The organism is Agrobacterium sp. 22-214-1, from assembly GCF_053522465.1.
This window is the reverse complement of record NZ_JBNWCK010000001.1, coordinates 672,484-699,213: the sequence shown is the minus strand read 5'-3', so window position 1 is coordinate 699,213 and position 26,730 is coordinate 672,484. Positions and strand designations below refer to the sequence as shown.

Genomic DNA, 26,730 nt, shown 5'->3' with positions numbered 1-26,730 from the left:
TATGACGGCGAGAGTTCTGGTTGTTGACGATATTCCGGCCAATGTGAAGCTTCTCGAAGCCCGTCTTCTGGCGGAATATTTCGATGTCGTCACCGCCGAGGATGGTTTCAAGGCGCTGGCGATCTGCGACGAAGAGCAGGTCGATATCATCCTGCTCGATATCATGATGCCGGGCATGGATGGTTTCGAGGTCTGCGAAAGACTGAAGGCCAATCCGAATACCGCACATATTCCGGTGGTGATGGTCACGGCACTCGATCAGCCGTCGGACCGCGTGCGCGGCCTCAAGGCCGGCGCCGACGATTTTCTCACCAAGCCGGTCAACGACCTTCAACTCATCGCCCGTGTCAAAAGCCTCGTGCGCCTCAAGGCCGTCAGCGACGAGTTGCGGCTGCGCGCCGAAACCGCACGGCAGATCGGCATCGAGGAGATGCTGCGCAGCGATGGCCTGATGCAGACGCCCGGCCGCGTGCTGGTTGCGGATGGCCGCGCCAGCTCGCAGGAACGTATCGTACGGGCGCTGAAGCCGGTTGCCGAGGTCGATGCCGTCACCGAGCCGCAGGCGGCTTTGCTCAAGGCCGCGGGCAATCCGTTCGAGCTCGTCATCGTCAATTCCAATTTCGAGAATTACGATCCGCTGCGGCTGTGCTCACAGCTTCGCTCGCTGGAACGCACCCGTTTCCTGCCGCTGCTTCTGGTGGCGGAGCAGGGGGCGGACGATATGGTGGCGCGGGCGCTCGATCTCGGCGTGAATGACTATATTCTACGCCCGATCGATCCGAACGAACTCGTCGCGCGCTCGCTGACGCAGATCAGGCGCAAGCGTTACAACGAGCATCTGCGGCTCAATCTCCAGCACACGATGGAACTCGCCATTGTCGACGGGCTGACCGGCCTCAACAATCGCCGTTACCTCGATAATCACCTGAAGATACTCTTCGACCGTGCTGCCGTTCGCGGCCGTCCGATCTCCATCTGCATGACGGATATAGACCGCTTCAAGCTGGTCAACGACACCTATGGTCACGATGTCGGCGATGAGGTGCTGCGGGAATTTGCAGCGCGCATCCGCAGCACGGTGCGCGGCGCGGATCTCGCCTGCCGTTATGGCGGGGAGGAGTTCGTCGTCGTCATGCCCGATACGCCGATGGAGCTTGCGGCAAGCGTCGCCGAGCGCCTGCGGGCGATCGTGGAGGACAAGCCTTTTTATGTTCGTTCCATCGACCGGGAATTGAGCATTACCGCCTCCCTCGGTATCGCCACCAGCAGTGGCGCCTTCGGCGCACCGGATGAAATCCTGAAGCAGGCCGACAAGGCGCTCTACGAGGCGAAACACGCTGGTCGCAACCGCGTCGTTGCCGCCGCTGCCTGAGCGTCAGCGGCGGATTAACTAAGAATATTGCGCAATCTCTCCGTCATATCCCGGCGAAATAGTTATTCGGGGATACGGGGCGGGCGTCGCGAGACTGCAAGCCATTGACCTGGGATGTATTTTAACGCTTTGCAATGAAAAGATGCAGATTGGCGATATAAATAGAGTTCAAGTTGAAAAATACGTTGAATTCAATCTCTCCGGCAACTATAGTGTGCCAGCTTTGTATACTTAACCATGTTTCCCAGGTGATGTATCTCTGGCTTAAGAATTTGTTGATTTTTATTTTACTTCTGCGCACACTCCCTATTGAGAGTAACAGTTCTTCCGGCGGTTTATCCGTCTTGTGATGATGAATGATAGCGGCTTAGCCGTCGCGATTTCGCTCGTCAGGGGCTGGTATTGCGTAGTTTGAATGCCCCATGATGCTCAGGTCCGCCGCATCTCCTGAATCGTGGGGTCGGTCGGCTGACGATGTCCGAATCGGTTCCTCGTGCCGTAATCGCATCGTTGGCCGACCGCCTTCTTCCCGAAAATTGCCTGTTCGTGGTGTGCGTGTCGCAGCGTAGCTGCTTGTGCGGTCGTCTTCGTTCACGTCATGTGCGAGGTCGTGATACGGGGCAGGGCGGATGGCCGTAGCCCTTGGGATACTTTTTTTGAGCATCTGAATGATTGCGGCGGCGGGTGGGGCGTCAGGCCATATGGTCGGCTTACCAATGGCTGCTTGCGCGCTTGCCAGTAACGGCGGCAATTTCCGAGGCAGCGGGGAGGCGGGGCTTATTGGCCGCCTGCAAAGCCTCTGGGTGCGACAAGGCTGGTGGCAGCCTCTTCCTTCAGCACAAACAAAAAACGCGCCCGTTGGGCGCGCTTTTGTCGGAGACCGATCAAGAAATTACTTGATCTTGGTTTCCTTGAATTCAACGTGCTTGCGTACAACCGGGTCGTACTTCGTTTTCGTCATCTTGTCCGTGAACGTACGGCTGTTCTTGGTGGTGACGTAGAAGGTACCGGTGTCGGCTGTCGACAGCAGCTTGATCTTGATTGTTGTAGCTTTCGCCATGGTCGTCCTGCCTTTAAACAAAAGAGAAGCCGCAGGCGCTTCTCACCTCGGCTAAATCTGGCGCGAAACTACGTATCGCGCCTGAAAAGTCAAGCCTGTTTTGCCCGGAAAACAAAACGGACGATATAAAGCACCACGTAAAGCCCGAAAAATACCGCCAGCGACCAAGCGAAGCCGTCGGTTCCGGCAAGGTCCATGGAAATGCCCACGGCCTGCGGCCCCGCAATGGTGCCCATGGCGTAACAGAAGATGAAGGCGGCATTGGCGGCGACCAGATCGGCGCCTTTCAGGCGCGATCCGAGATGGGTGAGGCCGACAGTATACATGCCCGAGACCAGTCCGCCCCAGAACAGCAGCAGGGCCGCCACCAGAAGCCAGCTTTCCACCAGAAAAGGCAGCGCCAGCGTGCCGCAGACGCCGGCAAAGGCCATCAGCCCCAGCATCGTCCTCCGGTCTTTCATCCGGTCCGAAAGCAGGCCGATCGGTATCTGGAAGACCATATTGCCGATGCCCATCACGGTAAGGAGAAGCGCTGCCTGCGATTCGTTGAAGCCTTCCCGCGTCGCATAGATCGGAAACAGCGAAAGGCCGCCGGCCTGCACCGAACCGAAGACGAAGGCAGCCGCGGACGCCATGGGCACTAGCCAGACATAACGGACGAAATGGTGATTGGGCCGCTCGTCCAGCTCCGGGCTCTCGCCGCGCGCCATGAATATCGGGATCGCGGCGAGCAGGATGATCGCCGCGCCGACCAGAAACGGCAATATGCCTTCGCTGCCGACCACGGAAAACAGCAGCGGACCGACCGCGAAGCCGACCGCAAGGCCGGTGGCGTAGATGCCGAGAACCATGCCGCGTTTCCTGGGCGGCGCGGTCATGTTGATCCAGTATTCGGAAAGAATGAAAAGCGTGGTGGTGGCGCCGTGGAAAACGATTCGCAGCGGAAACCACATCCAGAAGGCCTCGGCGAAATAAAAACCGAGCGCGCTCAGCGCCGAAACGACGACTGCGAACAGCATGGTTCGCGCCACGCCGAAATCATGGGCGATCTTGGTGGTCACGGGGGCCGCCATCATCGCCGCAACGCCGGCCATGGCCGAATTCACCCCGATCATGGTGGAAGATATGCCGCGCTTCTCAAGGATGATCGACAGGAGCGGAAGGCCAAGGCCGATGGCGACACCGACCGCACTGATGGCGGAAATGGCGGCGATCAGTGAGGGCCAGTGAATGGCGTCCGCTTCTTCGCATTTCATTTGTGACATGACGGCCTTTATACAAAGTCTCGAATGAACCGGCCGTGGCGCGTGACATAGAGCCGCGCGGGGCTTTCAAAGGGCAATGAGGGATCACCTATCATGAGTTTTGTGACATCTTCGAGAACCGTACGCGTGATTTTCGGCATGTTCAGACCGGAAAGGTCTGTCATGTCAAGCCATTGCACATTGTGCAACTCGTCGGAATCACGGGTTAGCCGGGTATCCAGCCGCAATTCGTCGGCATAACAGCAGAAGAATCGCGTGTCGTAGCGCCGCACATTGCCGGGTGGGGTGATGGCGCGGGCCACATATCGGAAACGGGAAAGATCGGGACCCCTGGTGCTCAAACCGAGATCCACGCCGGTTTCCTCGAAAAGCTCGCGCGCGGCGGCAAGCGCCAGAGCTCTCGCGCCGGCAGCGCTCAGCCGCCGCGCTGCGGAAGCGGTGAGGCTGTGGAGGACGGCGGGATGCAGATCGCCCGAAAAGGGCAGCGCATGGTCTCGCGGATCGCGTTTGCCGCCGGGAAACACATAGGCGCCCGGCATGAAGACATGGGCGCTGCTGCGCTGGCCCATAAGCACCCTGAGCTGGGAGCCGGAACGGTCGAACAGAATGATGGAGGCGGCGTCACGCGGCCGCATGGGCGCGCTCGCCGTTTCGGCACGCCGGGGAAGCTGAGTCACCTGCAAGGTCCCGCCCGCCGTCAGTGCGATGAGCCGTCGATCTGCGCTTTTTGCTGTTTTCGGTCGAAGCCGTGCATCTTCAGCGCCCATTGCAGGCCAATGACACCGCCCTTGATGGGTTGCAGCGTCAAAAGCGCGGCGAGAATGGTGATCGGCACCCAAATGGCGAAATGCACCCACATGGGAACGGAAAACACCATATCGGTCATCATGAAACCGCCGACAGCGATATGGCCGATGATGACGATGGAAATATAGGGCGGCAGGTCATCGGACCGGTGGTGGTGCATTTCTTCGCCGCAGGCGGCACAGGCGTCCACCGGCTTCAGAAAGGCCCGGAACAGGCGTCCGCTGCCGCACGCAGGACAGCGATTGGCCATTCCCCGCATGATCGAGCGGCCAAGCGGCCGTTCCGCGCTATCGTCTCCGAAGGTGACTGTTTCCGAGCCCTGATGTGCACTCATCCTTAAGTCCTTCTCCCGTTTTTCAACCGCCTGAAGCGGTCTTGTTATCGTCGCCTTCTGGGCGGTCGCGTTCCGGGCTTTGCGGCAGGACGCGATGTCCGCCGGCCTGCCTTGTGGAACGAGCGCGTGCCGACCGGCATCTTGCGCCCCGGGCTCAGCATATCGAAACGAAGCGCGCCTGCCAAAGGCACCGCTTCCGCAAGCCGCACCTGAACCGTGTCGCCAAGCTGGTATCCGAGGCCCGTCTTCTCTCCTGTCAGGGCCTGATGGGCCTCATCGTAAAGGAAATAGTCGGTTCCGAGTGTAGATATAGGAACAAAGCCGTCAGCGCCAAATTGCGGAAGCGCGACAAAAAGTCCCGCCTTGGTGACACCGCCGACGCGGCCATCGAATTCTTCGCCCACCCGTTCGGAGAGATGATGCGCGATCAGCCGGTTGACGGTATCGCGCTCTGCTGCCATGGCGCGCCGCTCGAAGGTCGAGATTTCGGCGGCGATATCGTCCAGCGTCGCCTCTTCCTGCGGTGTGATGCCGCCTTCGCCGAGGCCAAGCGACCCCACCAGCGCGCGATGCACGATGAGGTCGGCATAACGGCGGATAGGCGAGGTGAAATGCGCATATTTCATCAGGTTGAGGCCGAAATGGCCGATATTCTCCGGGCTGTAGATCGCCTGGCTCTGGCTGCGCAGCACCATCTCGTTGACCATGATCTGGTGCGGCGTATCGAGCGCGCGGGCCAGAATGCCGTTGAAGGAATTGGCGCGCATCGCCGCACCCTTGGCCATGGAAATGCCGATGGTGCCGAGGAATTCGCGCAGCACCTCCTGCTTGGAAAGTGTGGGCGCATCGTGGACGCGATAGACCAGCGGCTGCTTCTTTTTTTCCAGCGTCTCGGCGGCGGCGACATTCGCCTGGATCATCATTTCCTCGATCAGCTTATGCGCATCGAGACGTTCGGGGATGACGACCTTGTCCACTGTGCCGTCTGGTCGCAGCTGGATCTTGCGCTCCGGCATGTCGAGTTCCAGCGGCTGGCGGCGGTCGCGGCCGCGCTTCATCACCGCATAGGCATGCCACAGCGGCTTCAGGATCGGTTCCAGCAGCGGGCCGGTCTTGTCATCCGGCCGTCCGTCGATGGCCGCCTGAGCCTGCTGGTAGGAGAGCTTGGCAGCGCTCTTCATCATGATGCGGTGGAAGGTGTGGCCGGCCTTGCGGCCTTCCTTCGAAAAGATCATCCGCACCGCAAGGGCAGGGCGGTCGACGCCTTCTTTCAGCGAGCAGAGATCGTTGGAGATGCGCTCCGGCAGCATCGGCACGACGCGGTCGGGGAAATAGACGGAGTTGCCGCGCTTCAGCGCTTCGCGGTCCAGCGGCGAACCGGAACGCACATACCAGGAGACATCGGCAATGGCGACGGTGACGATGACACCGTCAGGATTGTCGGGCGACGTGTCGGGCTCGGCATAGACCGCATCGTCATGGTCCTTGGCGTCGGCCGGATCGATGGTGATGAGCGGCAGGTCGCGCCAGTCCTCGCGGTGCGACATGCTGGCCGCCTTGGCGGCATCCGCCTCGGCCAGAACGTTCGAGGGGAAGATATGCGGAATGCCGTGCGAATGGATCGCGATCATCGAGATCGCCTTTTCCGAGGCAACGGAGCCGATGACCGATAGCACCTTGGCGCGCGTCAGCCCGTAACGGCCGCTGTTGCGCGAGGTTTCCACCTCGATCAGATCTCCGTCTTTTGCATCGCCGACGCCGTCGGGGTCGATGACCATTTCCTCGCCGCGCCGGTCGATCGGCATCAGGCGTCCGCCGCCGCCCGCCGTCTCCTTGAACACGCCGAGCAGCGCGTTCTGGCGGCGGTCGATCAGCTTGACGACGCGGGCCGTATAGGCCGGGCCGGAGCTTTCCTTGGAGGGGAAGATTTTCGCCAGAATGCGGTCGCCAAGACCCGCCGCGGGGGCCTTCTTGCCGCGATCCTGCGACGACTGGCGGATGAGCACTGCCGGCGCCGCACCCATATCCTCCGGCCATTCGGCCGGGCGGCCGATCAATTCGCCGTCCTTGTCACGGGTAGTGATATCGAGAACCGTGACCGGTGGCAGGCCGCCCGGCCGCGTCAGCGACTTGCGGCTCTTATGCACCATGCCGTCGACTTCAAGTTCTTTCAGCAGCGCTTTGAGAACGACGCGGTTCTCGCCTTTCAGCCCGAAAGCCTTGGCGATTTCCCGCTTGGAGGCCTGTTGCGGATGGTCGGCGATGAATTTCAGCAGCACCTCGCGGGAAGGCACCTCGCCATGGATGATGCCTTCACCTTCACTGACCCGCTTGCCGCGTCCGGTGCGTCCGAAACCGTCGCTGGCTGAACCCTGTCTCTGACGCGGCGCTTTGCTCACTCTGCTGCTTTCTTGGGTTTGGCCGCTGCCTTCGGCTTGGCGGCCGTCTTGCTCTTCGTTGCCGCCTTGGCCTTGGTCGCCTTCGGCCTTGCTGCGGCGTCACCATCGGCCTTTTTGGCAGTTGTCTTCCTGCCCTTGGCAGGCTTGCCGCCGGTGCCGGTCTTGGCGATGCGCTCGGCAATCAGCACCAGCGCCTCGTCCAGCGTCACCGAAGCCGGGTCCTGGCCTTTCGGAATGGTGGCGTTGACCTTGCCCCAGTTGACGTAAGCGCCATAACGCCCGTCGCGAACGGTGATCGCGCCGCCATCTGGATGGTCGCCCAGTTCCTTCAGCGCCGCCGGCGTGCCGCTGCGGCCGCGGCCCGGTCCCTTGCTCTGCTTTTCGGCAATCACGGTCACGGCACGGTTGAGGCCGATAGAGAACACGTCCTCGATGCTTTCAAGGTTCGCATAGGAACCGTCATGCAAAAGGAACGGCCCGTAGCGACCGAGACCGGCGGAAATCATCTTGCCGGTTTCCGGATGCTTGCCGATATCGCGCGGCAGGTTGATGAGCGCTAAGGCCTTTTCGTGGTCGATATCTTCAGGCTTCCAGCCCTTGGGCAGCGAGGAGCGTTTGGCCTCCTTGCCGTCGCCGCGCTGGATATAGGGCCCGAAACGGCCGGAGCGCAACGTCAGCTCTTCGCCGGTCATAGGATCGGCACCCAGCGCCTTCGGCTCGTTCGAAGCCGCAGCTTCGGCTTCCGAACCGTCCGAGGTCAACTGGCGGGTGTAGTTGCATTCCGGATAGTTGGAGCAACCGACGAAAGCGCCGTATTTGCCGAGCTTCAGCGAAAGATTGCCGGTGCCGCAAACCTGACAGATGCGCGGATCGGAACCGTCCTCGCGCTTGGGGAAGACCAGCGGCGCCAGAACCTCGTTCAGCGCATCCAGAACGTTGGTGACACGCAGTTCCTTGGTGTCTTCGATCTGTGCGAAGAAATCCTTCCAGAAATCGCGCAGCACCTGCTTCCAGTCCAGTTCGCCGGCGGAAATCCGGTCGAGCTTTTCTTCAAGGGCCGCGGTGAAGTCGTATTCGACGTATTTGGTAAAGAAGCTTTCGAGGAAAGCCGTCACCAGCCGGCCGCGCGAATGCGGCACCAGCTTGCGCTTGTCGACGACGATATATTCACGGTCGCTCAGCGTCTTCAGCGTCGCCGCGTAGGTGGAAGGACGGCCGATGCCGAGTTCTTCCATCTTCTTTATCAGCGAGGCTTCCGAATAACGCGGCGGCGGTTCGGTGAAGTGCTGGCTGGCATTGATCTTCTGCTTGGCGAGGTTCTCGCGCTCGTTGATCGGCGGCAGACGGCCTTCGTCGTCACCGTCATCGCTCTGCTCGCCATCTTCCTTCTGGTCGGTATAGGCGGCGATGAAGCCGTCGAAGCGGATCACCGAACCGACGGCGCGCAGGCCTGCCTTTTCGCCGCCATTGCTGGCAAGGATTTCCACCGTGGTCCGCTCGATTTCCGCCGAGGCCATCTGGCTCGCTATGCCGCGCTTCCAGATCAGGTCATAAAGACGCAGCTGATCGGGATCGAGGTAACGCTTCACCTGATCCGGCGTGCGGTTGAAATCGGTCGGGCGGATCGCCTCGTGCGCTTCCTGGGCGTTCTTGGCCTTGGTGGAATAGAAGCGCGCCTTTTCCGGCACATAACGGCCGCCGAACTGCTCGCCAATGGCGCGGCGGGCGGCATCGATCGCCTCCGGGGCCATCTGCACGCCGTCGGTACGCATATAGGTGATCAGACCGACGGTCTCGCCGCCGATATCGATGCCTTCGTAAAGCTTCTGCGCCACCTGCATGGTGCGCGAGGCGGAAAAGCCCATGCGCGAGGAGGCCGCCTGCTGCAGCGTCGAAGTGGTGAAGGGCGGGCCGGGATTGCGCTTGACCGGTTTCGCCTCGACGCTTTCGACCACATAGGTTGCGCCTTCCAGCAGCGCCTTCAGCCGGTTCGCATCGTCTCCGGTCTTGATCGAGCGGCTTTGCAGGCGCTTGCCATCGGCCGAAACCAGCTTGGCTTCGAATTCGTCACCGCGCGGTGTCTTCAGAAGCGCGCTGATGTTCCAGTATTCTTCGGAGACGAAACGCTCGATTTCGGATTCGCGGTCGCAGACGAGACGCAGCGCAACCGACTGAACGCGGCCGGCGGAACGCGCGCCGGGCAGCTTGCGCCACAGCACCGGCGACAGGTTGAAGCCGACGAGATAATCCAGCGCGCGGCGGGCAAGATAGGCGTCGACCAGCGGCACGTCGATGTCGCGCGGGTTCGCCATGGCGTCCAGCACGGCCTTTTTGGTGATGGCGTTGAAGACCACGCGTTTTACCGGCTTGTCGCCGAGGACGCGCTTCTTCTTCAAAAGATCGAGAACGTGCCAGGAAATGGCCTCGCCTTCGCGATCCGGGTCGGTTGCGAGAATGAGGCCGTCGGAGGATTTTACCGCATCGGCAATATCCTTCATGCGTTTGGCGGATGCGCTGTCGACCTCCCAGGACATTTCGAAATCTTGGTCGGGCAGCACCGATCCGTCCTTGGCAGGAAGGTCTCTGACGTGGCCAAAGGATGCAAGAACCTTGTAGCCCGAGCCAAGATACTTGTTGATCGTCTTGGCTTTGGCAGGAGATTCTACGACGACGACATTCATATTGTTTTTCTCTGGAACTGGTCCGTTAACGTGGCCGGGTCACGGCGCAATGCCGCAATTCGCCTTCTTTATATTTCGACATGGACAGGTAATGCGCGCGGGTCAAGAGGCAAGGCCGATTTTATCGCTTCAAGGTGATTGCAACCTATGGATAATCTATTGTTGTATTGCAATCTTTGGTAAATTGGTTATGATGGGCAACATCATTTGAATCGACTTATTGCTCTTCGTTTCAGGCAAATTTTGCAGGATAGATATATGGTCCCCAACGCAACAAACAATAATGCCGATAATGAAGGGACCAGAGAGAACTTGGCTTACATTCGCCAGATGCTCGCGGAACTGCGGCAGGTCGCAAGCCGTGAGGGGGCCGACATGCTGTGTTATCTGATCGAGATGGCCTATGTCGAAGTCGGCGATATCCAGAGCGGACGGCGCAAGCTGTCAATCCGCGATGAAGAGCGACACACGCCCCCCGGCATGCCGGTTTAGACGTCCGGCAATATCAAGCTCCAGCAGCACCAGATGAACGGTTGCAGCGGAAAAACCTGTGTGACGGATGATATCGTCCGTTTCCACGGGCGAGGGACCGAGAGCGGCGGCGATGATGCTGCGCTCGTCGTCCCCTGGTGGTGACATCTCGGTGTCGGATCTCGGTTCCTCGATCTTGCGTTCATAGGGCAATTGCGGCTCCATCAGCGGCCGCAGCGCTTCCAGAATATCGGCCGCGCCCGTGGTCAGCATCGCGCCTTCCTTGATCAGCCGGTTGGTGCCGTCGCAGCGTGCATCGAGCGGGGAGCCGGGTACGGCGAAAACCAGCCGCCCCGCTTCTCCGGCAAGCCTTGCCGTTATCAGCGAACCGGAGCGCTCCGCCGCCTCGACGATGACGACACCGAGGGAGACACCGGCGATCAATCGGTTGCGGCGAGGAAAATCGCGGGCGCGCGGTTCCCATCCAAAGGGCATTTCGCTAATCGTCGCGCCGCCTTGCTCATATATCTCCTGCAAGAGCCCGAAATTTTCCTGCGGGTAAGGCCGGTCGAGGCCGCCGGCCAGCATGGCAACCGTGCCGGTTGCAAGGCTTGCCCGGTGTGCGGCCGCATCGATGCCGCGCGCCAGCCCCGAGGCGATGGTATAGCCGGCGCGGCCGCAATCGCGCGCCAGCATGGCGGCGAATTTCGCGCCGTTGATGGAGGCGTTGCGCGAGCCGACGATGCCGATGCTCGGTCTTGTCGCGGTCGCTGCCGATCCTTTCATGGCGATCAACGGCGGCGCGCCATCCAGCTGCCGCAGGGCAGGCGGGTAATCCGGTTCGCCGATGCCGACGAAACGCGCGCCGAATTTTTCGGCCGTTTCGATCTCACCTTCTGCCTCCGCCTGCGTGGCGATGCGCGGGCTGCGCGACGAGCCGCCGCGCCTTGAAAGCTCGGGCAGGGCGTCGAGCGCCTTTTCGGCGCTGCCGAAATGATTGATGAGTTCGCGGAAGGTAACGGGACCGATATTGTCGCTGCGGATCAGCCTCAGCCAGGCGACACGCTGCCGCGCGGAAAGCTCTATGCCCTGCCGTGTCGTTTCCTCATGCGGCATGGCATATCCTCAAATGGGTCTCAGCCCTTTTGCCCGATCCTGCTTTCAGTGCCTGCCAGCAGGCGCGCGATGTTCTCCCGGTGCTTCCACCATGAAATCGCACTCAGCAGCGTCACCAGCAGCGCCGTCTTTTCAGGTCCGAGCGCCCAGAGAGCCACGGGAATGACCAGCATGGCCAAAAGCGCCGATAGCGAGGAATAACGGGTGATGAAGGCGGTTGCGAGCCAGATGAGCGCAAAGGCCAGCATCATCAGCGGTGCGGCCCCCAAAAGCACGCCGATATAGGTCGCCACACCCTTGCCGCCCTTGAAGCCGAGCCACACCGGAAACAGGTGGCCGAGGAAGGCGAAGAAACCGGCGACCAGCGACGCTTCGTAACCCCAGAGCGCATTGGCGACCAACACCGCCGCCGTGCCCTTCAGCGCGTCCAGCAGCAGGGTTGCTGCGGCGAGCTTCTTGTTGCCGGTGCGCAGCACATTGGTCGCGCCGATGTTGCCGGAGCCGATCTTGCGAACGTCGCCCAGCCCCGCCATGCGGGTGAGAATGAGGCCGAAGGGAATGGAACCGAACAGATAGCCGATCAGCGCCGAAAGCGCGAGAAGGGCAGGCGCCGTCTGCCAGTCAGTCAAAGCACTCATTCAAACGTCCCCTCTGTCGCGCTGGCCGCGTGATCTCTGTCGGTGATCTTATGCCAAGGAATGAACGGCTTTGCCAGCCACATAAGTGGCAACCGCGCGGCCGCTGAAACGGGCATCCTCGAACGGGGTGTTCTTGGATTTCGAGACCAGCTGTTCCTTTGCCACGAGCCACGGCTCGTCGAGGTCGATCAGCGTGATATCGGCCTTCGCGCCCGCCTTCAGCGTTCCGGCATCCAGTCCGAAAATCTTCGCCGGGCGGGTGGAGAGCGCATCGATCAGCCGCATCAGCGGAACTTCGCCGCTGTGGTGCAGGCGCAGCGCTGCGGCCAGCAGGGTTTCGAGCCCCACCGCGCCACTCGCCGCATCCGAAAACGGCAGGCGCTTGGTGTCGACATCCTGCGGGTCGTGCGAGGAGACAATAATGTCGATGGTGCCGTCCTTCAGTGCCTCCACCATGGCCTTGCGGTCGTCTTCGGCGCGCAGCGGCGGCGAAAGCTTGAAGAAGGTGCGGTACTCGCCGATATCGTTCTCGTTGAGCGTGAGGTGGTTGATCGAGATGCCGCAGGTGGCCTTAACGCCCCGCTGCCGCGCAACGCGGATCGCTTCCGCCGATTCGGGCACGGAAATCTTGGCGGCGTGGTAGATCGCCTGTGTCAGCCCGGCAATGCGCAGGTCGCGCTCCAGCGGAATGATCTCGGCTTCCTTCGGAACGCCCGACAGCCCGAGCCAGCTTGCGAAAAGCCCCTCGTTCATGTCACCGCCGCCGATATATTTGTCGCGCGTCTCGAGCGCGATCACTGCGCCCAGTTCGCGCGCATAGGTCATGGCGCGGCGCAGCACCAGCGTATCGGAAAGCGCCTTGCGGCCATTGGTGAAGGCCACCGCGCCGGCTTCCTTTAGCATGCCGAATTCGGTCATTTCCTCGCCATTCAGGCCCTTGGTCAGGGCTGCTGCGGGATGCACATTGACGAGCGCCTTGTCGCGCGCCGTCTTTTTCACATATTCGACGAGTGCGATGTCATCGATAACAGGATCGGTATCGGGCATGACGATGATGCTGGTGACGCCGCCGGCCGCTGCCGCGCGCGAGGCGGATTCGATGGTTTCGCGGTGTTCGGCACCCGGCTCACCCACGAAAACACGGGCGTCCACCAGACCGGGAACAGCCAGCAGACCCTTGCAGTCGCGAACGGTCGCCCCTTCGGGAGCGCCCTGATTATGCGCATCCTTGCCGGCCGCCAGAATGGTGCCGTCGGCACCGATGATCACACTGCCGGTCTCGTCAAGATTCCGGGATGGATCGACGATGCGGAGATTGTTGAGAACGGTAACGGCACTCATACGCGCTCACCCTGATTTTGCGAGACAAGCAGGGTTTCCATGACCGCCATGCGCACGGCAACCCCCATTTCCACCTGACTTTCAATCACGCTCTGCGGACCGTCGGCCACGTCGGAGGCGATTTCCACGCCGCGGTTCATCGGGCCGGGATGCATGACCAGCGCATCTTCCTTCGCCGCTTTCAGCTTTTCGGCATCGAGGCCGTAATAATGGAAATATTCGCGCACCGAAGGCACGAAGGAGCCGGACATGCGCTCGCGCTGCAGGCGCAGCATCATCACCACATCGGCGTTCTTCAGCCCTTCCTTCATGTCGTGGAAAACCTCCACGCTCATGTCGCGGATACCGGAGGGCAGCAGCGTGGCGGGGGCGACGACGCGAACGCGCGCACCCATCTGGTTGAGCAGGATGATATTGGAGCGGGCGACGCGTGAATGAAGCACGTCGCCGCAGATCGCCACCGTAATGCCGGACAGTTCGCCCTTGGCGCGGCGGATGGTCAGTGCGTCGAGCAGCGCCTGCGTCGGGTGCTCATGCTGGCCGTCGCCGGCATTGACGACGGAGCAGGCGACCTTTTGCGCGAGCAGCGCGGCGGCGCCGGCGGAGGAATGGCGCACGACCAGCACATCCGGGCGCATGGCGTTCAGCGTCATCGCCGTATCGATCAGCGTTTCGCCCTTCTTCACCGAGGAATTGCCGACCGACATGTTCATCACGTCTGCGCCGAGACGCTTTCCGGCAAGCTCGAAGGAGGACTGCGTGCGCGTCGAGGCTTCGAAAAACAGGTTGATCTGCGTCAGGCCCCGAAGCGTCGAGGTCTTTTTCTCGCGCTGGCGGCTGATTTTCACCGCCTCGTCGGCCTTGTCGAGAAGCAGGGTAATATCCTGATGGGAAAGCCCCTTGATGCCGAGGAGATGGCGATGGGGGAAGAAGACCATGCGGTTTGCCTCCTGACGGGCGCCGCATTTTCCCGTGAAAATGCCCGGAACGCCCGAATGCTGATCCGCGCGCTCCCATTCGCTGTGAACACGCCTCAGGAGTGCGGCGGAATTCGGTCCTGCGCTCTATAGAGACTGCATGGTCGCGGGGCAAGCGCCCGCAACTCCTGAAATGAAAACATGGCGATGTTTCCCCAACCCTTGAGGCAAACGGCCCGACGATGGAAGGCGCAGGCATCAGACGATGCCATGCTCCTTCAAAAGCGCCTGTTCGTCTCCTGACGCCCAGCCGAAAACTTTCGGCGCTCCGTCCAGCCTCTGGACGAAGTAATGAACATCGAAATCGATTGCGGCATCCGGTTGCCGTTTGCGAGCAAAGGTCGCCGTCCACGCAACATGGGCAAGGCAATGGTGGTCATCGATGGGCGAGATACGGATGTCGCGTATGCGCATCTCCTTCGTTCCGATCGTCCGGTAGCGCTCGTAACCCTTCATCATGACCTGCTTCAAGTGGTCATCGTTCTTTCCGGTCATCACTCCGGCGGGGGAGGCGGCGATGAAGTCGGAGGCGTAGAGGGAGGCGACCTCCTCCATATCCATGTCACCCTTGAGAGACTTGTTGAAAAATCGCTCATATCGCTCGAAGAGCTTTCTTACGCTGGCCTCCATGGTCTCCTCCCTGTGCAAGCCGTTCAGCAAAGTCGCCAACCGAAAAAGCCTGCTGCAGGTTCCACGTCAGGCCGCAGATTATGGAGAATGCGTTTATCCGCATGCCCGCCGGTTGTTGCTGCAACTTCTGCGCGGCTTTTTTGGGGACTGTCGTTGATCTTGCCGGAAACGTGTTTGGTATTCTGCGGGCCGGATACCTAAATCAGGATCACTCCCGAAAAATGCTGAAAGCGGCGGTTTAATCGTCTCAATCGCTTCCTGCGGGTGGAATTATGCAATATCACCCCACTATGCAACGCCAGTACAAAACAGCTAGAAGCAGCGGATGACCCAGAATTCCCGGACAGAAGAAACGCTCGCCGAACTGAACCAGCCAAGCCTCTGGTCCGGTATCAACGCCTATCGTTCCGATCCGCTGATCGTCGACCTGACCTCCGGCCTGTCGCGCAATCTAAGGGATGAGTTCGACCAGCTCGGCCGTTACGTCACGTCGCATGAGGCGCAGGAACTGGCGCGCATGGCCAATCAGGGCGTGCCGCAGCTGCATACCCACGGTCCGCGCGGCGAACGTCTGGATCAGGTGGAATTCCATCCCGCCTGGCACGCGCTGATGCGCCGTTCCATGTCGTCAGGCCTGCATTCCAGTGTCTGGGAGAATTCTCCCGATACGCGCGGCAATGAGCACAAGGCCCGCGCCACGAAATTCTACCTGACCTCGCAGCTGGAGGCCGGGCATCTTTGCCCGCTGACCATGACCAGCGCCTCCGTCGCCGCCATCATGGCTTCGCCGCGCGTGCAGAAGGAATGGGCGCCGAAGATTCTCTCGCGCAAATATGATTCCTCGCAGAAACCGGCCCTGCAGAAAACCGCCGTCACCATCGGCATGGGTATGACGGAAAAACAGGGCGGCACGGATGTGCGCGCCAACCGCACAACGGCGGAGCGAGTGGGCGAGGGCATCTATCGCCTGTCCGGTCACAAGTGGTTCCTGTCCGCGCCGATGAGCGACGGTTTCGTCATGCTCGCCCAGATGGGCGACGGCATGGGCTGCTTCCTCGTGCCGCGTTATCTGGAAGACGGTTCGAAGAACGGCCTGCACTTCCAGCGCCTCAAGGACAAGCTCGGCAACCGCTCCAACGCATCCGCCGAAGTCGAATTCACCGATGCCTTCGGTTATCTGCTGGGCGATCCCGGCAGCGGCATCCGCACCATTCTCGACATGGTGACGCTGACGCGGCTCGATTGCGCGCTTGCCTCCGCCGGCATGATGCGCGCCTCGCTTGCCGAAGCCGTGCATTATGCCCGTGGCCGTTCGGTTTTTGGCAAGATGCTGGTCACGCAACCGATCATGACGCGCGTTCTCGCCGACATGGCGCTGGATGTGGCGGCGGCCACTGCGCTCTCCTTCCGGCTGGCGACGGCATTCGACGCTGCCCGCAACAATCCGGCCGAGGCCGCCTATGCGCGGGTGATGACGCCCATCGTGAAATACTGGTGCTGCAAGATCGCGCCGGCGCTTATCTATGAGGCCATGGAGTGCCTTGGCGGCAACGGTTACGTGGAAGAGCGGCCGATTGCCCGCCACTATCGCGAAGCGCCCGTCAACGCCATCTGGGAAGGTTCCGGCAACGTCATGGCGCTGGATGTGCTGCGGGTTCTCCAGCGCGGCAAGGATCTGTTCGATCTCGTCTTCCAGACGCTGGAGCGTGATCTGGGTGCAGCCGGCAAGAAGACCACCGACGTGCTGCGCGCTGCAATCGCCCTTGCCGAGCGTGACGAGGGAGCGGCCCGCCTGCTGGTGGAGCAGTTCGCGCTTGCGGCCGCTGCCGCCGAGCTTTGCCGTCTCGGCGCCGGCAAGATCGCCGATGCCTTCCTCGAGACCCGTCTCGCAGGCGGCTGGCGGCATACTTACGGCATGCTCGATTCCCGCTTCGATCCGAATTATATAATCGATCTTCTTTATCCGCCTGCATCTTGACCGATGCATGCGGATGAAGGTTTTGCAGTCCCGGCGGGAGGGGTCTCGGATTTGAAAAACAGCAATGGCGTAAAGCGTGTTCTGATCTGTCGTGACACTTTCGTGCATCGATGCGCGACAAGGGAAGGCGGCTGCCAATGCTGACCTTCCGTTCCGCCCGCGCCGAGGATGAAGACGCGCTCTACGCCATAAGCCTCGCCACCGGCGATGCCGGGCAGGACGCCACCGCCCTTTACAATGATGGCCGCATGGTCGGGCATATCTATTCCGTCCCCTATCTGCATCTCTGGCCCGATGCCGTTTTCGTGGCGGAGGATGAGGAAGGTGTGTGCGGTTATATCGTCGGCGCTCTCGATACGGCGGTGCACGAAGAGCGGCTGGAGCGGGAATGGTGGCCGCATCTGCGCAGCCTTTACCCCGATCCCGGCGGCGACCAGCAGACATGGGACGCCGACCAGCGCCGCGCCCAGTTCATCCACCATCCGCGCCGCACGCCCGCCTGGCTCACCGATCCGTTTCCGGCGCATATCCACATGAACCTCCTGCCGCGCACGCAGGGCAAGGGCGGCGGCACCCGGCTTCTGTCGCGCTGGCTCGATATGGCGAGACAGAACAACGTCTTCGGCATCCACCTCGGCGCCAGCGAACGCAACCACGCGGGCATGCGCTTCTGGGAAACCCGCGGGTTCAAACGCCTCGAAAGCCACGAAACGCCGGGCAGCGTGTGGTTCGGCATGGCGCTGGAGTAATTCAGGTTCTAATGACCCGCGCTGCCCCTGCCGCCAGAAACGGTGCAAAGGCAGTGCGAATGTCTTCAAGAAATGTCTCGCTGAAACGCCCGATGGGCTGTTGAAGAGCGTTGAAATGGTAGGATCGTTCGATCACGTCGTAATTGCATTCGCTGACGGTGATCCAGCCGCGATCATAGCCGGTTAGTTTTGCGCGCCGAAGCTCGAGCTTCGGTATTTCGATTGCCCGCTGCTGGCTGTCCTGCGGCGGTTTCGATGAAATGGGCAGCAGCAATATATGGGACAAGCCCTGTGCGTCCGTAATCGTCAGGATCATGCAGACGGGGCGATCTTTTTCCCCATGGTCACGCGTTGGATTAGCCGCAGACTGCCATCGCCACAAATAGGGATAGGAAACGATATCACCGCGTCTGAACTTGGACATTATCTGTCCTGCTCATCGCGGGATGTCCGATATTCTTCGGAGTCTTTCTCCAACTGGGTGTTGAACATGGCGGCCAATTCATCGGGCATTTCACCAGCAGCGTAAGACCTGCGCGGATCGTCGCTTCCCAGCATTTTTTCGAAAAGTTCGACCGGCACCACCACGACAGAAGGTCGCCCATGCTTCGTCAGCAAAATGGGCGATTTCTGCGCTTCGTCATGGTAGCGACCGAAATGTCGCATAAACTCCGCCGTGGAAATAGATTTTCTTTTCATGAGGAATCCTCAAGTCTGTATTTCCTGAATAATACAGAAAATACAGAAAATTTAAAGCCGTCGATTTTGGTCTGGCGGCCGGCTCATCCACAAAAACCTTCTCCTCATCCGCCCCGCCACGTTGTTCTTCCCTTCATGCTTTGTTAACCCGTTGAGGAAGGCCTTTCAAAACACGGGTAGGGAATCATGCTGGCGACCGCAGAGGCGATTTCAGCCGACAGACCGGAAAAGCGCATCAAGGATCGCGCTCAGACCGAGAAGGCGATTTTTAATGCGGCGCGGTCGCTGCTTGCCGAAGAGGGATTTCAGGGTTTTGGCATCAATGCCGTTGCCCGCCGCGCCGGCTGCGACAAGCAGCTCATCTACCGTTACTTCGGCGGCCTCGATGGCCTGATCGAGGCGATCGGCGAGGACCTCGGTTCCTGGGTGAAGGATCGCATTCCGGAAGATACCGGCGGCATGTTCCTTTTGACCTATGGCGACCTCATGGAAAAGCTGGCGCTTTATTTCATGGATGCGCTGCGCAGCGATCCTCTCGTCTGCAAGATCATCGCCTGGGAAGTGTCTGACGGTTCACCGCAGGTGAGACAGCTTGCCGAAGCCCGCGCCAAATCGCTCGGCAAATGGCTGGAGCGTATGCGCGGTTCGCTGGCGGCGCCGAAGGGGGTGGATACAGCGGCGGTCAATGCCGTACTGTTCGCCGCCATTCAGCACCTTGTCATTTCCGCTGCCACCAGCGGTCAGTTCGCTGGCGTACCGCTGAAATCGGACCGGGACTGGGACAAGATCGCCACTGCCGTCAAAAGGCTGGTGCGCGGCGTTTACGGCTGAACCGGTTTCCGCAGGCGGAATACAGTCGCGCCTGGACCTGCGCATTAAAGAAAAATCAGTCATGTTTTCACCGGGCCGGCAACCGCCCGGCGCATCCGGCCGTTCACGCGATCACGTTCTTTTCCACATGCCGGCCGCCCGTCGTTAACCATAATGACAGCTTTCGTTTGCCTCGCCATGGCTGCCGGTCCAGTGTGGATTAACGAAATGTTAACCATGCGCAATGACTGCGCATAAGGGAGCCGCAAGTGAGCCGCTGGACAGCTTTAGGCGTCATGATGACGTTTTTTGTGATGCTGCCGTTGGATATCGACGCGCCGGCGCTGAACCTCTGCCTTATGGCCGTGGTGCGCTGGGCGGTGCTTGCCGGCGTTCCCGATACGATGTTTGTGCGGGGGCAGGCGGCATGAAGTGGTTTCTGATCCTCTGGGCCGGTCCCGTCGCGCTGCTGGGCAGCTGGTACTGGCTTTCCTATTACGACATGAGCTTCGGCTTCTACATGCTCACACGCCAGACCCATGATCTGGTGTTCGAGATTTACGGCAATATTCTCGGCCTGCCGCCGGAAAGCCTGCCGCCGCTGGTGGCGCGCGCCATCGCTGTCGACAGCCTGATCGTTTTTGCGATTCTCGCCTTCCGCAAGAGAAAGCAGATTGCGGCGTGGTGGCAGGGCCGTCAGTCGGCCGCGCGGGTGAGTGCGGAAAGCCTGTCCAGCGCGCCCTGAAGAATGAAGCTTGCGGCGGCCGAATCGATGCGTTCGGCGCGCTTTGCGCGTGAGACGTCCATTTCCAGCAATGCGCGCTCGGCTGCGACCGTCGAAAGCCGCTCATCCCAGAAAATGAAGGGCAGGGCAGTTTTTTCGCCCATCGTCCGCACGAAGGCGCGCGTCGCCTGCACGCGGGGACCGGCCGAACCATCCATGTTCATCGGCAGGCCGATGATGAAAGCGAAAACTTTTTCCTTTTCGGCGAAGGCCAGCAGCACTTCCGCATCCTGCGTGAATTTCACCCGTTTGATGACGGGGCGCGGCGTTGCGAAACGCCGCGACAGGTCCGACATGGCAAGCCCGATCGTCTTCGTGCCGAGGTCGAGGCCGGCGATCGCCTGTCCCGGCTGAAGCGCCTGCGCCAGTTCCTCAATGGTGAGTGTTGCCATGTCGCGTGTTGTCCTTATCGTTTGCGGACGAACTCGGTGCGCAGCACCAGCCCCTTCACCGCATCATGTTTGCAATCGATCTCTTCCGGATTATCGGTCAGGCGGATCGACTTGATGACGGTGCCCTGCTTGATGACCGTGCTGGTGCCCTTGACCTTCAAATCCTTGATCAGAGTGACGGAATCGCCATCCGCCAGCACATTGCCCGCCGCATCGCGCACTTCATTCGCACGCGCCGCTTCTGCAGCCAGTTCGGAGGCCGGTCGCCATTCACCGGTCGCCTCGTCATACACGTACTCGTCATCATTTGCGGCCATGGTCGCCTCTCTTAAATATTGGTAGTGCGGTTGTTCAGGCCGTCCTATGTCATAATATACCGGTAATACAAAGGAGAACTTCCCATGAAAATCACCTGGCTCGGCCATTCCGCCTTCCGCCTTGAAAACGGTAGCGCGAAGATCCTCATCGATCCGTTCTTCACCGGTAACCCCGGTTTTGCCGGACAGGATGGAAAGTCGGCAGCCGAAGGCATCACCCATATTCTCCTGACTCACGGCCATGGCGACCATGTCGGCAATACCGTCCAGCTTGCCCGCGAAACGGGTGCCACCGTGCTGGCCAATGCCGATCTTGCCGCCTGGCTTTCCGCCAAGGGCGTCGCGAAGGTCGATATGGGCAATACCGGCGGCACGGTGCATTTCGACGATTTTTCCGTCACCTTCACCAATGCGCTGCATTCCTCCGCCCAGATCACCGAAGACGGTGTTTCCCATTCGCTCGGCAATGCCAACGGTCTGATGCTGCATTTCGAAGACGGCCCGGCCGTCTATCACATGGGCGATACCGACATCTTCTCCGACATGAAACTCATCAATGAACTGCATCAGCCGGATATCGGCCTTGTGCCGATCGGTGACCGCTTCACCATGGGCGGAGCCGTCGCCGCGCTCGCCTGCCAGCGCTTCTTCAATTTCGGCAATGTCATTCCCTGCCATTACGGTTCCTTCCCGATCATCGACCAGACGCCGGAGAAGTTCGTGGCCGGCATGGAAGGGGCGCAAGCGCGCGTCCACACGCCGAAGGCCGGCGATACGCTGTCCTTCTGACATTTTGCCCGGGCATGTCGTGAGCGTAAAACAACGTCACTCTTTTGCACGACATGCTTTCTACCGTTGCGAATGGCGGACATGGTGATTATAGCGGGTAGGAAAATTCTGACCGGAGTAGAACCATGTCCGTCGATCTCGCCACCGTAAAGCGCGTTGCGCGCCTTGCCCGTATCGCAGTCAGCGAAGAAGAAGCACAGAATATGCTCGGCCAGCTGAACGGCATACTCGGTTTCGTGGAGCAGCTTTCGGAAGTGAACGTCGACGGCGTTGAGCCGATGACCTCGGTGACGCCGGTGGACATGAAAAAACGCGCCGACGTGGTGACCGACGGCAACAAGGCGGAAGACATTGTCGCCAATGCGCCTGCGACCGACCGGGACTTCTTCATGGTCCCGAAAGTGGTCGAATAAGCCGACCGCCTCTGCCGCCCGATTTTTCCAAGATTTCGAAAGCCGTTGCCGACCATGACCGACCTGACGAGCCTGACCATTGCCGAAGCCCGCGAAAAGCTGAAGGCCAAAGAATTTTCCGCCCTCGAGCTGACCGACGCCTATCTCTCCGCCATCGATGCGGCCAACGGCGCGCTGAACGCCTATGTCGCATTGACGCCCGAAAAGGCGCGCGACATGGCAAAAGCCTCCGACGAACGCATCGCCGCCGGCAAGGCTGGCGAGCTGGAAGGCGTTCCGCTCGGCGTGAAGGACCTGTTCGCCACCCGTGACGTGCACACCCAGGCATGTTCGCATGTTCTCGACGGCTTCAAGCCGAAATATGAATCCACCGTCACCCAGAACCTCTGGGATCAGGGCGCCGTCATGCTCGGCAAGCTCAACATGGACGAATTCGCCATGGGCTCGTCCAATGAAAGCTCCTGGTACGGCCCGGCCATCAACCCGTGGCGCGCCAATGGCTCCGACCAGAAGCTGGTGCCCGGCGGTTCTTCCGGCGGTTCGGCCGCAGCCGTGGCCGCGCATCTGTGCGCCGGCGCGACCGCAACCGATACCGGCGGCTCCATCCGCCAGCCGGCAGCCTTCACCGGCACCGTCGGCATCAAGCCCACCTATGGCCGCTGCTCGCGCTTCGGCATCGTCGCTTATGCCTCTTCGCTCGATCAGGCCGGCCCGATTGCCCGCGACGTGCGCGATGCCGCGATCCTGCTGAAGACCATGGCAAGCGTCGACTCCAAGGATACGACTTCCGTGGACCTGCCGGTGCCGGATTACGAAAAGGCCATCGGCCAGTCGCTCAAGGGCCTGAAGATCGGTATTCCGAAGGAATATCGCGTCGATGGCATGCCGGAAGAAATCGAAAAGCTCTGGGCCAAGGGCGTCGAGTGGTTGCGCGATGCCGGTGCCGAAGTGGTCGATATTTCGCTGCCGCACACCAAATACGCGCTGCCTGCTTACTACATCGTCGCGCCGGCGGAAGCCTCGTCCAACCTTGCCCGTTATGACGGCGTCCGTTACGGCCTGCGCGTCGACGGCAAGGACATTGCCGACATGTACGAAAAGAGCCGCGCCGCCGGCTTCGGCAAGGAAGTGCAGCGCCGCATCATGGTTGGCACCTATGTGCTGTCCGCCGGTTATTACGACGCCTATTATCTGAAGGCGCAGAAGGTCCGCACCCTCATCAAGCGCGACTTCGAAAACGTCTTCCACGAAGGCGTCGATGCCATTCTGGCGCCGATCACCCCGTCTTCCGCCTTCGCAGTCGGTGACGAGGAACTCGCATCCGATCCGGTGAAGATGTACCTGCAGGACGTTTTCACAATCACCGTCAACATGGCCGGTCTTCCGGGCCTTTCGGTTCCCGCCGGCCTTGACGGCAAGGGCCTGCCGCTCGGCCTGCAGCTTATCGGCAAGCCTTTCGAGGAAGAAACGCTGTTCAAGACGGCGCACGCCATCGAGCAGGCAGCCGGCAAGTTCACGCCCGCCAAGTGGTGGTAAGCGGATTCACTAAGCTTTCTACACGAACGGGCGGCATCCAATGCCGCCCGTTTGTTTTTCATCGATTGTCCAGCTCACCCCGCACGAGTTCCAGCCCGCGCGTCGTGATGCGGTAGGGCTTGCCGCCCGAGGAGGCGATGGCTCTCTTCCGTTTCAGTTTGCGGAAGGTGAGGAGATCGAGGCCGCTGAAAATCCAGCCGTCACGCGTGTAGAGCGCGAGTTTTTCGATTTTATGGGCGTCGTCTCGAACGAGTTCAATTCTGCCGCCCTGGGCGAGCAGGTGAAGAATGCGCTGTTCGGCGCGGGAAATGTCCATTTTTGGAAGTCCGGTCGGCGTCATATAGACGCGTGAAAGCAAATCCGGGTGCCGTTAAGGCATCCGGCTCGGTTTCAGCATGGCCCGGCGCGCAATAAACTTGCGGGCAGGGCCTTTACCGGGACTCCGATTGAGCGAACATAAAAACTCCGTTCTTGCTCCTTTTGGGTAGCGGGCAAAGCCGAGGCGGTCAAGTCCCGCCAGGTGCGAGAAAACCATGCTGGTCGAATCGCCCTGGCAATGGTTTAATTTCAACGGCCATGGAGGGCGCGGCTTGATCGTCATTCGCAATGCGCATGAGCAGGAAGCGGAGGTTCTGGCGGCCATCGGCCTCAGGGCATGGCGACAGGCTACCGCGGCTCTCGGCATCACCCCGACCCTTTATGACAATGCGGCCAGCGCCTTTTCCAATTTTACCCGCTCGTCATGGCTGGCGATCAGGGTGGCGGAGTTTGGCGGCTCGGTTGCGGGTTGGGCGGCGCGGGAGCATTTCGACGAGACGATTTCCGATTTCTGGATCGATCCTGATTTTCACCGCAGAGGTGTCGGCAGTCACCTGTTGGGCGATGTTGAAAGGCTGATTGAGGACAGGGGGTTCGAGACCATCCGGCTTGAAACCCATGCCCAGAATGAGCCGGCAGTCGCCTTTTTCCGCCACCATGGCTATAGCGTCCGCTGGCTCTCCGTCTCCTATGCGCCGAAACTCGACCGCGAAGTGCAGTCGGTAGGCCTGCAGAAGCAATTGGCCGAGGTCGAGAGCGGTCTTTATGGGCCGGCTTTCTGAGACAGAGTTTGCAGAGCGTCCACCAGCCGCATCGGCCAATCCGGCATGATGGCGAGCGATGCGGCAAGGCCTAGCTGCAATATCACGATCGATATCAGGACGCTGCGGAACGGTTCCTTGCGCGTTTTATGCCGAAGCAGCCGTTGTGCCGAGATTGCGCCCAGGCTGCCGCCGATGAGCGCAAGCGATAACAGCGTGCTTTCCCGGATACGCCATCCGCCATTTCTCGCTGCTTCCTTGTCCCACCAATAGACAAGAAAGACGAAAAGATTGAAGGCGATATAGGTTATGAAACAGAGAGCGATCGTCACCATGACGTGAATTGAAACCGGGAAGCGTAAAAAACGCGTATCCTGTATCGGCGAAAAACCCGGGCCTGGCGTGAGAGGGTGCAAGATGTCTTGCGCCCGCGCTCCATTTGTTCTACCCACCAAGGCCAAAGAACCCGTATATCGTGAGCTTCAGATGACCCTTGTAGACGTGCGCACCCCCGACCCGAAACGCTTCATTCCCGGCGCCACCGGCGATTGGGAAATCGTGATCGGCATGGAGGTGCATGCGCAGGTTCTCTCCAATTCCAAGCTGTTTTCCGGCGCATCGACCACCTTCGGCAATGCGCCGAATTCCAACGTGTCGCTGGTGGATGCGGCCATGCCCGGCATGCTGCCCGTCATCAACGAGGAATGCGTGAAGCAGGCGGTGCGCACCGGTCTTGGCCTGAAGGCCAAGATCAACCATCGCTCGATCTTCGACCGCAAGAACTACTTCTATCCGGACCTGCCGCAGGGTTACCAGATTTCGCAGTTCAAGGACCCGATCGTCGGTGAGGGCACCATCACCATTTCGCTCGGTCCGGACCGTCAGGGCAATTTCGAAGATATCGAAATCGGCATCGAGCGTCTGCATCTGGAGCAGGATGCCGGCAAGTCCATGCACGACCAGCACCCGACCATGTCCTTCGTGGACCTGAACCGTTCGGGCGTGGCGCTGATGGAAATCGTCTCCAAGCCCGACATGCGCTCGTCGGACGAAGCCAAGGCCTATCTCACCAAGCTGCGTTCCATCGTGCGTTACCTCGGCACCTGCGACGGCAACATGGATGAAGGCTCGATGCGCGCCGACGTCAACGTCTCCGTGCGCCGTCCGGGCGAAGGTTTCGGCACGCGCTGCGAAATCAAGAACGTCAACTCCATCCGCTTCGTCGGTCAGGCCATCGAATATGAGGCGCGCCGCCAGGTCGCCATTCTGGAAGATGGCGGCGTCATCGATCAGGAAACTCGCCTGTTCGATCCCGGCAAGGGCGAAACGCGTTCCATGCGCTCCAAGGAAGATGCGCATGATTATCGCTATTTCCCCGACCCGGACCTGCTGCCGCTCGAATTTGACGATGCCTTCGTCGAGGCGCTGAAGGTCGATCTGCCGGAACTGCCTGATGACAAAAAGGCCCGTTTCGTCGCCGATCTCGGCCTGTCGGTCTATGACGCCTCGATCCTCGTGTCGGAAAAAGCGATTGCTGACTATTACGAAGCCGTTGCCGCCGGCCGCGATGCGAAGGCTGCCGCCAACTGGGTCATCAACGATCTGCTCGGCGCGCTGAACAAATCGGGCAAGGATATCGAGACGACACCGGTTTCGCCGGAACAGCTCGGCGGTATCATCGATCTCATCAAGGCCGAGACCATTTCCGGCAAGATCGCCAAGGACCTGTTCGAGATCGTCTGGAACGAGGGCGGCAACCCGGCTGAGATCGTTGAAGCCCGCGGCATGAAGCAGGTGACCGATACCGGCGCCATCGAAAAGGCCGTCGACGAGATCATCGCCGCCAACCCGGATCAGGTCGAGAAGGTGAAGGCAAAGCCGACGCTCGCCGGCTGGTTCGTCGGTCAGGTCATGAAAGCGACGGGCGGCAAGGCCAACCCGCAGGCGGTGCAGGCGCTGGTGAAGGCCAAGCTCGGTATCGAGGAAGAGTAAGCGGACGCTGCCTCGTGCTCACAGGTATCGAGGCAGAAAGCTCTCATCCGTCATCCTCGGGCTTGTCCCGAGGATCTAACGACCCACAAGGCATCAACGTG

General features: G+C 60.5%; 29 protein-coding genes. 12 read left to right on the top strand and 17 right to left on the bottom strand.

The genetic code is table 11. The features are described from left to right. Position 1 precedes the first annotated feature (1 nt). A complete protein-coding gene (locus ACQZ5G_RS03545) occupies positions 2-1,372 on the top strand; it encodes a PleD family two-component system response regulator (RefSeq protein WP_020810655.1) in 1,371 nt (456 codons plus the stop codon). Positions 1,373-2,264: 892 nt separating this feature from the next. Here ACQZ5G_RS03545 and rpmG read toward each other — a convergent pair. From rpmG to topA, 6 genes are all read right to left on the bottom strand, one after another. Continuing rightward, positions 2,265-2,432 carry a 50S ribosomal protein L33 gene (gene rpmG / locus ACQZ5G_RS03540; protein ID WP_003496403.1) on the bottom strand — a complete coding sequence of 56 codons (168 nt, stop codon included), beginning with the start codon at positions 2,430-2,432 and terminating at the stop codon, positions 2,265-2,267. A gap of 89 nt (positions 2,433-2,521) precedes the next feature. Next, the gene (locus tag ACQZ5G_RS03535) at positions 2,522-3,688 is read right to left on the bottom strand and encodes an MFS transporter (RefSeq protein WP_162144073.1); all 1,167 of its coding nucleotides are present in this window, start codon (positions 3,686-3,688) and stop codon (positions 2,522-2,524) included. A 17-nt stretch (positions 3,689-3,705) separates the two neighbouring features. Further along, positions 3,706-4,332: an NUDIX hydrolase gene (locus ACQZ5G_RS03530; protein ID WP_003521495.1), complete on the bottom strand. Its 627-nt coding sequence runs from the start codon at positions 4,330-4,332 to the stop codon at positions 3,706-3,708. A 62-nt stretch (positions 4,333-4,394) separates the two neighbouring features. Beyond that, positions 4,395-4,838 carry a DUF983 domain-containing protein gene (locus ACQZ5G_RS03525; RefSeq protein WP_059752697.1) on the bottom strand — a complete coding sequence of 148 codons (444 nt, stop codon included), beginning with the start codon at positions 4,836-4,838 and terminating at the stop codon, positions 4,395-4,397. A 44-nt stretch (positions 4,839-4,882) separates the two neighbouring features. Then, the gene (gene rnr, locus ACQZ5G_RS03520) at positions 4,883-7,237 is read right to left on the bottom strand and encodes a ribonuclease R (protein WP_448736993.1); all 2,355 of its coding nucleotides are present in this window, start codon (positions 7,235-7,237) and stop codon (positions 4,883-4,885) included. Further along, a complete protein-coding gene (topA, locus tag ACQZ5G_RS03515) occupies positions 7,234-9,918 on the bottom strand; it encodes a type I DNA topoisomerase (protein WP_448736992.1) in 2,685 nt (894 codons plus the stop codon). The genes rnr and topA overlap by 4 nt, the downstream gene beginning before the upstream one ends. A 258-nt stretch (positions 9,919-10,176) precedes the next feature. On the opposite strand from topA, the gene ACQZ5G_RS03510 reads away from it, so the two are divergent. Continuing rightward, positions 10,177-10,410, top strand: a complete 234-nt coding sequence (locus ACQZ5G_RS03510) for a hypothetical protein (protein WP_003521491.1) — start codon at positions 10,177-10,179, stop codon at positions 10,408-10,410. On the opposite strand, the gene dprA is transcribed toward ACQZ5G_RS03510, so the two are convergent. From dprA to ACQZ5G_RS03485, 5 genes are all read right to left on the bottom strand, one after another. Continuing rightward, positions 10,363-11,505 carry a DNA-processing protein DprA gene (dprA, locus tag ACQZ5G_RS03505; RefSeq protein ID WP_448736991.1) on the bottom strand — a complete coding sequence of 381 codons (1,143 nt, stop codon included), beginning with the start codon at positions 11,503-11,505 and terminating at the stop codon, positions 10,363-10,365. The genes ACQZ5G_RS03510 and dprA overlap by 48 nt on opposite strands. A gap of 20 nt (positions 11,506-11,525) precedes the next feature. Continuing rightward, on the bottom strand, positions 11,526-12,143 hold the full coding sequence (plsY, locus tag ACQZ5G_RS03500; protein WP_448736990.1) for a glycerol-3-phosphate 1-O-acyltransferase PlsY: 618 nt from the start codon (positions 12,141-12,143) through the stop codon (positions 11,526-11,528). Between the two features lie 48 nt (positions 12,144-12,191). Continuing rightward, the gene (locus ACQZ5G_RS03495; RefSeq protein WP_003521488.1) at positions 12,192-13,484 is read right to left on the bottom strand and encodes a dihydroorotase; all 1,293 of its coding nucleotides are present in this window, start codon (positions 13,482-13,484) and stop codon (positions 12,192-12,194) included. After that, on the bottom strand, positions 13,481-14,422 hold the full coding sequence (locus tag ACQZ5G_RS03490) for an aspartate carbamoyltransferase catalytic subunit (protein ID WP_003521487.1): 942 nt from the start codon (positions 14,420-14,422) through the stop codon (positions 13,481-13,483). The genes ACQZ5G_RS03495 and ACQZ5G_RS03490 overlap by 4 nt, the downstream gene beginning before the upstream one ends. A gap of 237 nt (positions 14,423-14,659) precedes the next feature. Further along, on the bottom strand, positions 14,660-15,091 hold the full coding sequence (locus ACQZ5G_RS03485; protein ID WP_448736989.1) for a DUF6841 family protein: 432 nt from the start codon (positions 15,089-15,091) through the stop codon (positions 14,660-14,662). Between the two features lie 325 nt (positions 15,092-15,416). Between ACQZ5G_RS03485 and ACQZ5G_RS03480 the strand changes: the two genes are divergently transcribed. Together ACQZ5G_RS03480 and ACQZ5G_RS03475 are read left to right on the top strand one after the other, a co-directional pair. Further along, positions 15,417-17,069 carry an acyl-CoA dehydrogenase family protein gene (locus tag ACQZ5G_RS03480; protein WP_020808932.1) on the top strand — a complete coding sequence of 551 codons (1,653 nt, stop codon included), beginning with the start codon at positions 15,417-15,419 and terminating at the stop codon, positions 17,067-17,069. A 137-nt stretch (positions 17,070-17,206) separates the two neighbouring features. Further along, entirely contained in the window at positions 17,207-17,818 is a 612-nt protein-coding gene (locus ACQZ5G_RS03475; RefSeq protein WP_448736988.1) for a GNAT family N-acetyltransferase, read from the top strand. Between the two features lies 1 nt (position 17,819). Here ACQZ5G_RS03475 and ACQZ5G_RS03470 read toward each other — a convergent pair whose 3' ends face one another. Both ACQZ5G_RS03470 and ACQZ5G_RS03465 read right to left on the bottom strand, forming a co-directional pair. Next, positions 17,820-18,242 carry a hypothetical protein gene (locus ACQZ5G_RS03470; RefSeq protein WP_269830841.1) on the bottom strand — a complete coding sequence of 141 codons (423 nt, stop codon included), beginning with the start codon at positions 18,240-18,242 and terminating at the stop codon, positions 17,820-17,822. Continuing rightward, complete coding sequence (locus tag ACQZ5G_RS03465; protein WP_174029326.1) at positions 18,242-18,517, bottom strand: type II toxin-antitoxin system Phd/YefM family antitoxin; 276 nt, start codon at positions 18,515-18,517, stop codon at positions 18,242-18,244. Before ACQZ5G_RS03465 ends, ACQZ5G_RS03470 begins: the two co-directional genes overlap by 1 nt. A gap of 186 nt (positions 18,518-18,703) precedes the next feature. On the opposite strand from ACQZ5G_RS03465, the gene ACQZ5G_RS03460 reads away from it, so the two are divergent. The 3 genes from ACQZ5G_RS03460 (at position 18,704) to ACQZ5G_RS03450 (ending at position 20,072) form a co-directional block, all read left to right on the top strand. Further along, on the top strand, positions 18,704-19,348 hold the full coding sequence (locus ACQZ5G_RS03460) for a TetR/AcrR family transcriptional regulator (RefSeq protein ID WP_003521480.1): 645 nt from the start codon (positions 18,704-18,706) through the stop codon (positions 19,346-19,348). 275 nt (positions 19,349-19,623) lie between these two features. Continuing rightward, positions 19,624-19,758: a hypothetical protein gene (locus ACQZ5G_RS03455; RefSeq protein WP_256366667.1), complete on the top strand. Its 135-nt coding sequence runs from the start codon at positions 19,624-19,626 to the stop codon at positions 19,756-19,758. Beyond that, positions 19,755-20,072, top strand: a complete 318-nt coding sequence (locus tag ACQZ5G_RS03450) for a DUF6105 family protein (protein WP_003521478.1) — start codon at positions 19,755-19,757, stop codon at positions 20,070-20,072. Before ACQZ5G_RS03455 ends, ACQZ5G_RS03450 begins: the two co-directional genes overlap by 4 nt. On the opposite strand, the gene ruvX is transcribed toward ACQZ5G_RS03450, so the two are convergent. Both ruvX and ACQZ5G_RS03440 read right to left on the bottom strand, forming a co-directional pair. Continuing rightward, positions 20,024-20,503: a Holliday junction resolvase RuvX gene (ruvX, locus tag ACQZ5G_RS03445; RefSeq protein ID WP_003521476.1), complete on the bottom strand. Its 480-nt coding sequence runs from the start codon at positions 20,501-20,503 to the stop codon at positions 20,024-20,026. The genes ACQZ5G_RS03450 and ruvX overlap by 49 nt on opposite strands. A gap of 14 nt (positions 20,504-20,517) precedes the next feature. After that, entirely contained in the window at positions 20,518-20,820 is a 303-nt protein-coding gene (locus tag ACQZ5G_RS03440) for an alkylphosphonate utilization protein (protein ID WP_003521474.1), read from the bottom strand. Positions 20,821-20,904: 84 nt separating this feature from the next. On the opposite strand from ACQZ5G_RS03440, the gene ACQZ5G_RS03435 reads away from it, so the two are divergent. The 3 genes from ACQZ5G_RS03435 to gatA all read left to right on the top strand — a co-directional run bounded on the left by ACQZ5G_RS03435 (position 20,905) and on the right by gatA (position 23,558). After that, positions 20,905-21,609: a metal-dependent hydrolase gene (locus ACQZ5G_RS03435; protein ID WP_448736987.1), complete on the top strand. Its 705-nt coding sequence runs from the start codon at positions 20,905-20,907 to the stop codon at positions 21,607-21,609. Between the two features lie 125 nt (positions 21,610-21,734). After that, on the top strand, positions 21,735-22,022 hold the full coding sequence (gatC, locus tag ACQZ5G_RS03430) for an Asp-tRNA(Asn)/Glu-tRNA(Gln) amidotransferase subunit GatC (RefSeq protein ID WP_003521472.1): 288 nt from the start codon (positions 21,735-21,737) through the stop codon (positions 22,020-22,022). Positions 22,023-22,076: 54 nt separating this feature from the next. Continuing rightward, complete coding sequence (gatA, locus tag ACQZ5G_RS03425) at positions 22,077-23,558, top strand: Asp-tRNA(Asn)/Glu-tRNA(Gln) amidotransferase subunit GatA (protein WP_448736986.1); 1,482 nt, start codon at positions 22,077-22,079, stop codon at positions 23,556-23,558. 58 nt (positions 23,559-23,616) lie between these two features. On the opposite strand, the gene ACQZ5G_RS03420 is transcribed toward gatA, so the two are convergent. Then, on the bottom strand, positions 23,617-23,874 hold the full coding sequence (locus tag ACQZ5G_RS03420) for a YjhX family toxin (RefSeq protein ID WP_003521470.1): 258 nt from the start codon (positions 23,872-23,874) through the stop codon (positions 23,617-23,619). Positions 23,875-24,148: 274 nt separating this feature from the next. Here ACQZ5G_RS03420 and ACQZ5G_RS03415 point away from each other — a divergent pair, with 274 nt between their 5' ends. After that, positions 24,149-24,658: a GNAT family N-acetyltransferase gene (locus ACQZ5G_RS03415; protein WP_035217587.1), complete on the top strand. Its 510-nt coding sequence runs from the start codon at positions 24,149-24,151 to the stop codon at positions 24,656-24,658. On the opposite strand, the gene ACQZ5G_RS03410 is transcribed toward ACQZ5G_RS03415, so the two are convergent. After that, on the bottom strand, positions 24,640-24,972 hold the full coding sequence (locus tag ACQZ5G_RS03410; protein WP_448736985.1) for a DUF1294 domain-containing protein: 333 nt from the start codon (positions 24,970-24,972) through the stop codon (positions 24,640-24,642). The two genes, ACQZ5G_RS03415 and ACQZ5G_RS03410, sit on opposite strands and share 19 nt — an antisense overlap. 151 nt (positions 24,973-25,123) lie before the next feature. Here ACQZ5G_RS03410 and gatB point away from each other — a divergent pair, with 151 nt between their 5' ends. Continuing rightward, positions 25,124-26,629 (top strand): Asp-tRNA(Asn)/Glu-tRNA(Gln) amidotransferase subunit GatB, encoded by a 1,506-nt coding sequence (gene gatB, locus ACQZ5G_RS03405; protein WP_003521466.1) that lies wholly within the window; start codon positions 25,124-25,126, stop codon positions 26,627-26,629. Positions 26,630-26,730 lie beyond the last annotated feature (101 nt).

Excerpts from the sequence above, each read along its gene's own strand:
- ACQZ5G_RS03495 (WP_003521488.1), bottom strand. The coding sequence starts at position 13,484 with ATGAGTGCCGTTACCGTTCTCAACAATCTCCGCATCGTCGATCCATCC.
- ACQZ5G_RS03420 (WP_003521470.1), bottom strand. The coding sequence starts at position 23,874 with ATGGACATTTCCCGCGCCGAACAGCGCATTCTTCACCTGCTCGCCCAG.
- ACQZ5G_RS03485 (WP_448736989.1), bottom strand. The coding sequence starts at position 15,091 with ATGGAGGCCAGCGTAAGAAAGCTCTTCGAGCGATATGAGCGATTTTTC.
- dprA (WP_448736991.1), bottom strand. The coding sequence starts at position 11,505 with ATGCCGCATGAGGAAACGACACGGCAGGGCATAGAGCTTTCCGCGCGG.
- ACQZ5G_RS03440 (WP_003521474.1), bottom strand. The coding sequence starts at position 20,820 with ATGGCCGCAAATGATGACGAGTACGTGTATGACGAGGCGACCGGTGAA.
- ACQZ5G_RS03460 (WP_003521480.1), top strand. The coding sequence starts at position 18,704 with ATGCTGGCGACCGCAGAGGCGATTTCAGCCGACAGACCGGAAAAGCGC.
- gatB (WP_003521466.1), top strand. The coding sequence starts at position 25,124 with ATGACCCTTGTAGACGTGCGCACCCCCGACCCGAAACGCTTCATTCCC.
- rpmG (WP_003496403.1), bottom strand. The coding sequence starts at position 2,432 with ATGGCGAAAGCTACAACAATCAAGATCAAGCTGCTGTCGACAGCCGAC.
- ACQZ5G_RS03470 (WP_269830841.1), bottom strand. The coding sequence starts at position 18,242 with ATGTCCAAGTTCAGACGCGGTGATATCGTTTCCTATCCCTATTTGTGG.
- ACQZ5G_RS03410 (WP_448736985.1), bottom strand. The coding sequence starts at position 24,972 with ATGGTGACGATCGCTCTCTGTTTCATAACCTATATCGCCTTCAATCTT.
- gatA (WP_448736986.1), top strand. The coding sequence starts at position 22,077 with ATGACCGACCTGACGAGCCTGACCATTGCCGAAGCCCGCGAAAAGCTG.
- ACQZ5G_RS03450 (WP_003521478.1), top strand. The coding sequence starts at position 19,755 with ATGAAGTGGTTTCTGATCCTCTGGGCCGGTCCCGTCGCGCTGCTGGGC.
- ACQZ5G_RS03480 (WP_020808932.1), top strand. The coding sequence starts at position 15,417 with ATGACCCAGAATTCCCGGACAGAAGAAACGCTCGCCGAACTGAACCAG.
- ACQZ5G_RS03510 (WP_003521491.1), top strand. The coding sequence starts at position 10,177 with ATGGTCCCCAACGCAACAAACAATAATGCCGATAATGAAGGGACCAGA.
- ACQZ5G_RS03465 (WP_174029326.1), bottom strand. The coding sequence starts at position 18,517 with ATGAAAAGAAAATCTATTTCCACGGCGGAGTTTATGCGACATTTCGGT.
- gatC (WP_003521472.1), top strand. The coding sequence starts at position 21,735 with ATGTCCGTCGATCTCGCCACCGTAAAGCGCGTTGCGCGCCTTGCCCGT.
- ACQZ5G_RS03475 (WP_448736988.1), top strand. The coding sequence starts at position 17,207 with ATGCTGACCTTCCGTTCCGCCCGCGCCGAGGATGAAGACGCGCTCTAC.
- ACQZ5G_RS03525 (WP_059752697.1), bottom strand. The coding sequence starts at position 4,838 with ATGAGTGCACATCAGGGCTCGGAAACAGTCACCTTCGGAGACGATAGC.
- ruvX (WP_003521476.1), bottom strand. The coding sequence starts at position 20,503 with ATGGCAACACTCACCATTGAGGAACTGGCGCAGGCGCTTCAGCCGGGA.
- ACQZ5G_RS03455 (WP_256366667.1), top strand. The coding sequence starts at position 19,624 with ATGATGACGTTTTTTGTGATGCTGCCGTTGGATATCGACGCGCCGGCG.
- topA (WP_448736992.1), bottom strand. The coding sequence starts at position 9,918 with ATGAATGTCGTCGTCGTAGAATCTCCTGCCAAAGCCAAGACGATCAAC.
- plsY (WP_448736990.1), bottom strand. The coding sequence starts at position 12,143 with ATGAGTGCTTTGACTGACTGGCAGACGGCGCCTGCCCTTCTCGCGCTT.
- ACQZ5G_RS03435 (WP_448736987.1), top strand. The coding sequence starts at position 20,905 with ATGAAAATCACCTGGCTCGGCCATTCCGCCTTCCGCCTTGAAAACGGT.
- ACQZ5G_RS03535 (WP_162144073.1), bottom strand. The coding sequence starts at position 3,688 with ATGAAATGCGAAGAAGCGGACGCCATTCACTGGCCCTCACTGATCGCC.
- ACQZ5G_RS03530 (WP_003521495.1), bottom strand. The coding sequence starts at position 4,332 with ATGCGGCCGCGTGACGCCGCCTCCATCATTCTGTTCGACCGTTCCGGC.
- ACQZ5G_RS03545 (WP_020810655.1), top strand. The coding sequence starts at position 2 with ATGACGGCGAGAGTTCTGGTTGTTGACGATATTCCGGCCAATGTGAAG.
- ACQZ5G_RS03490 (WP_003521487.1), bottom strand. The coding sequence starts at position 14,422 with ATGGTCTTCTTCCCCCATCGCCATCTCCTCGGCATCAAGGGGCTTTCC.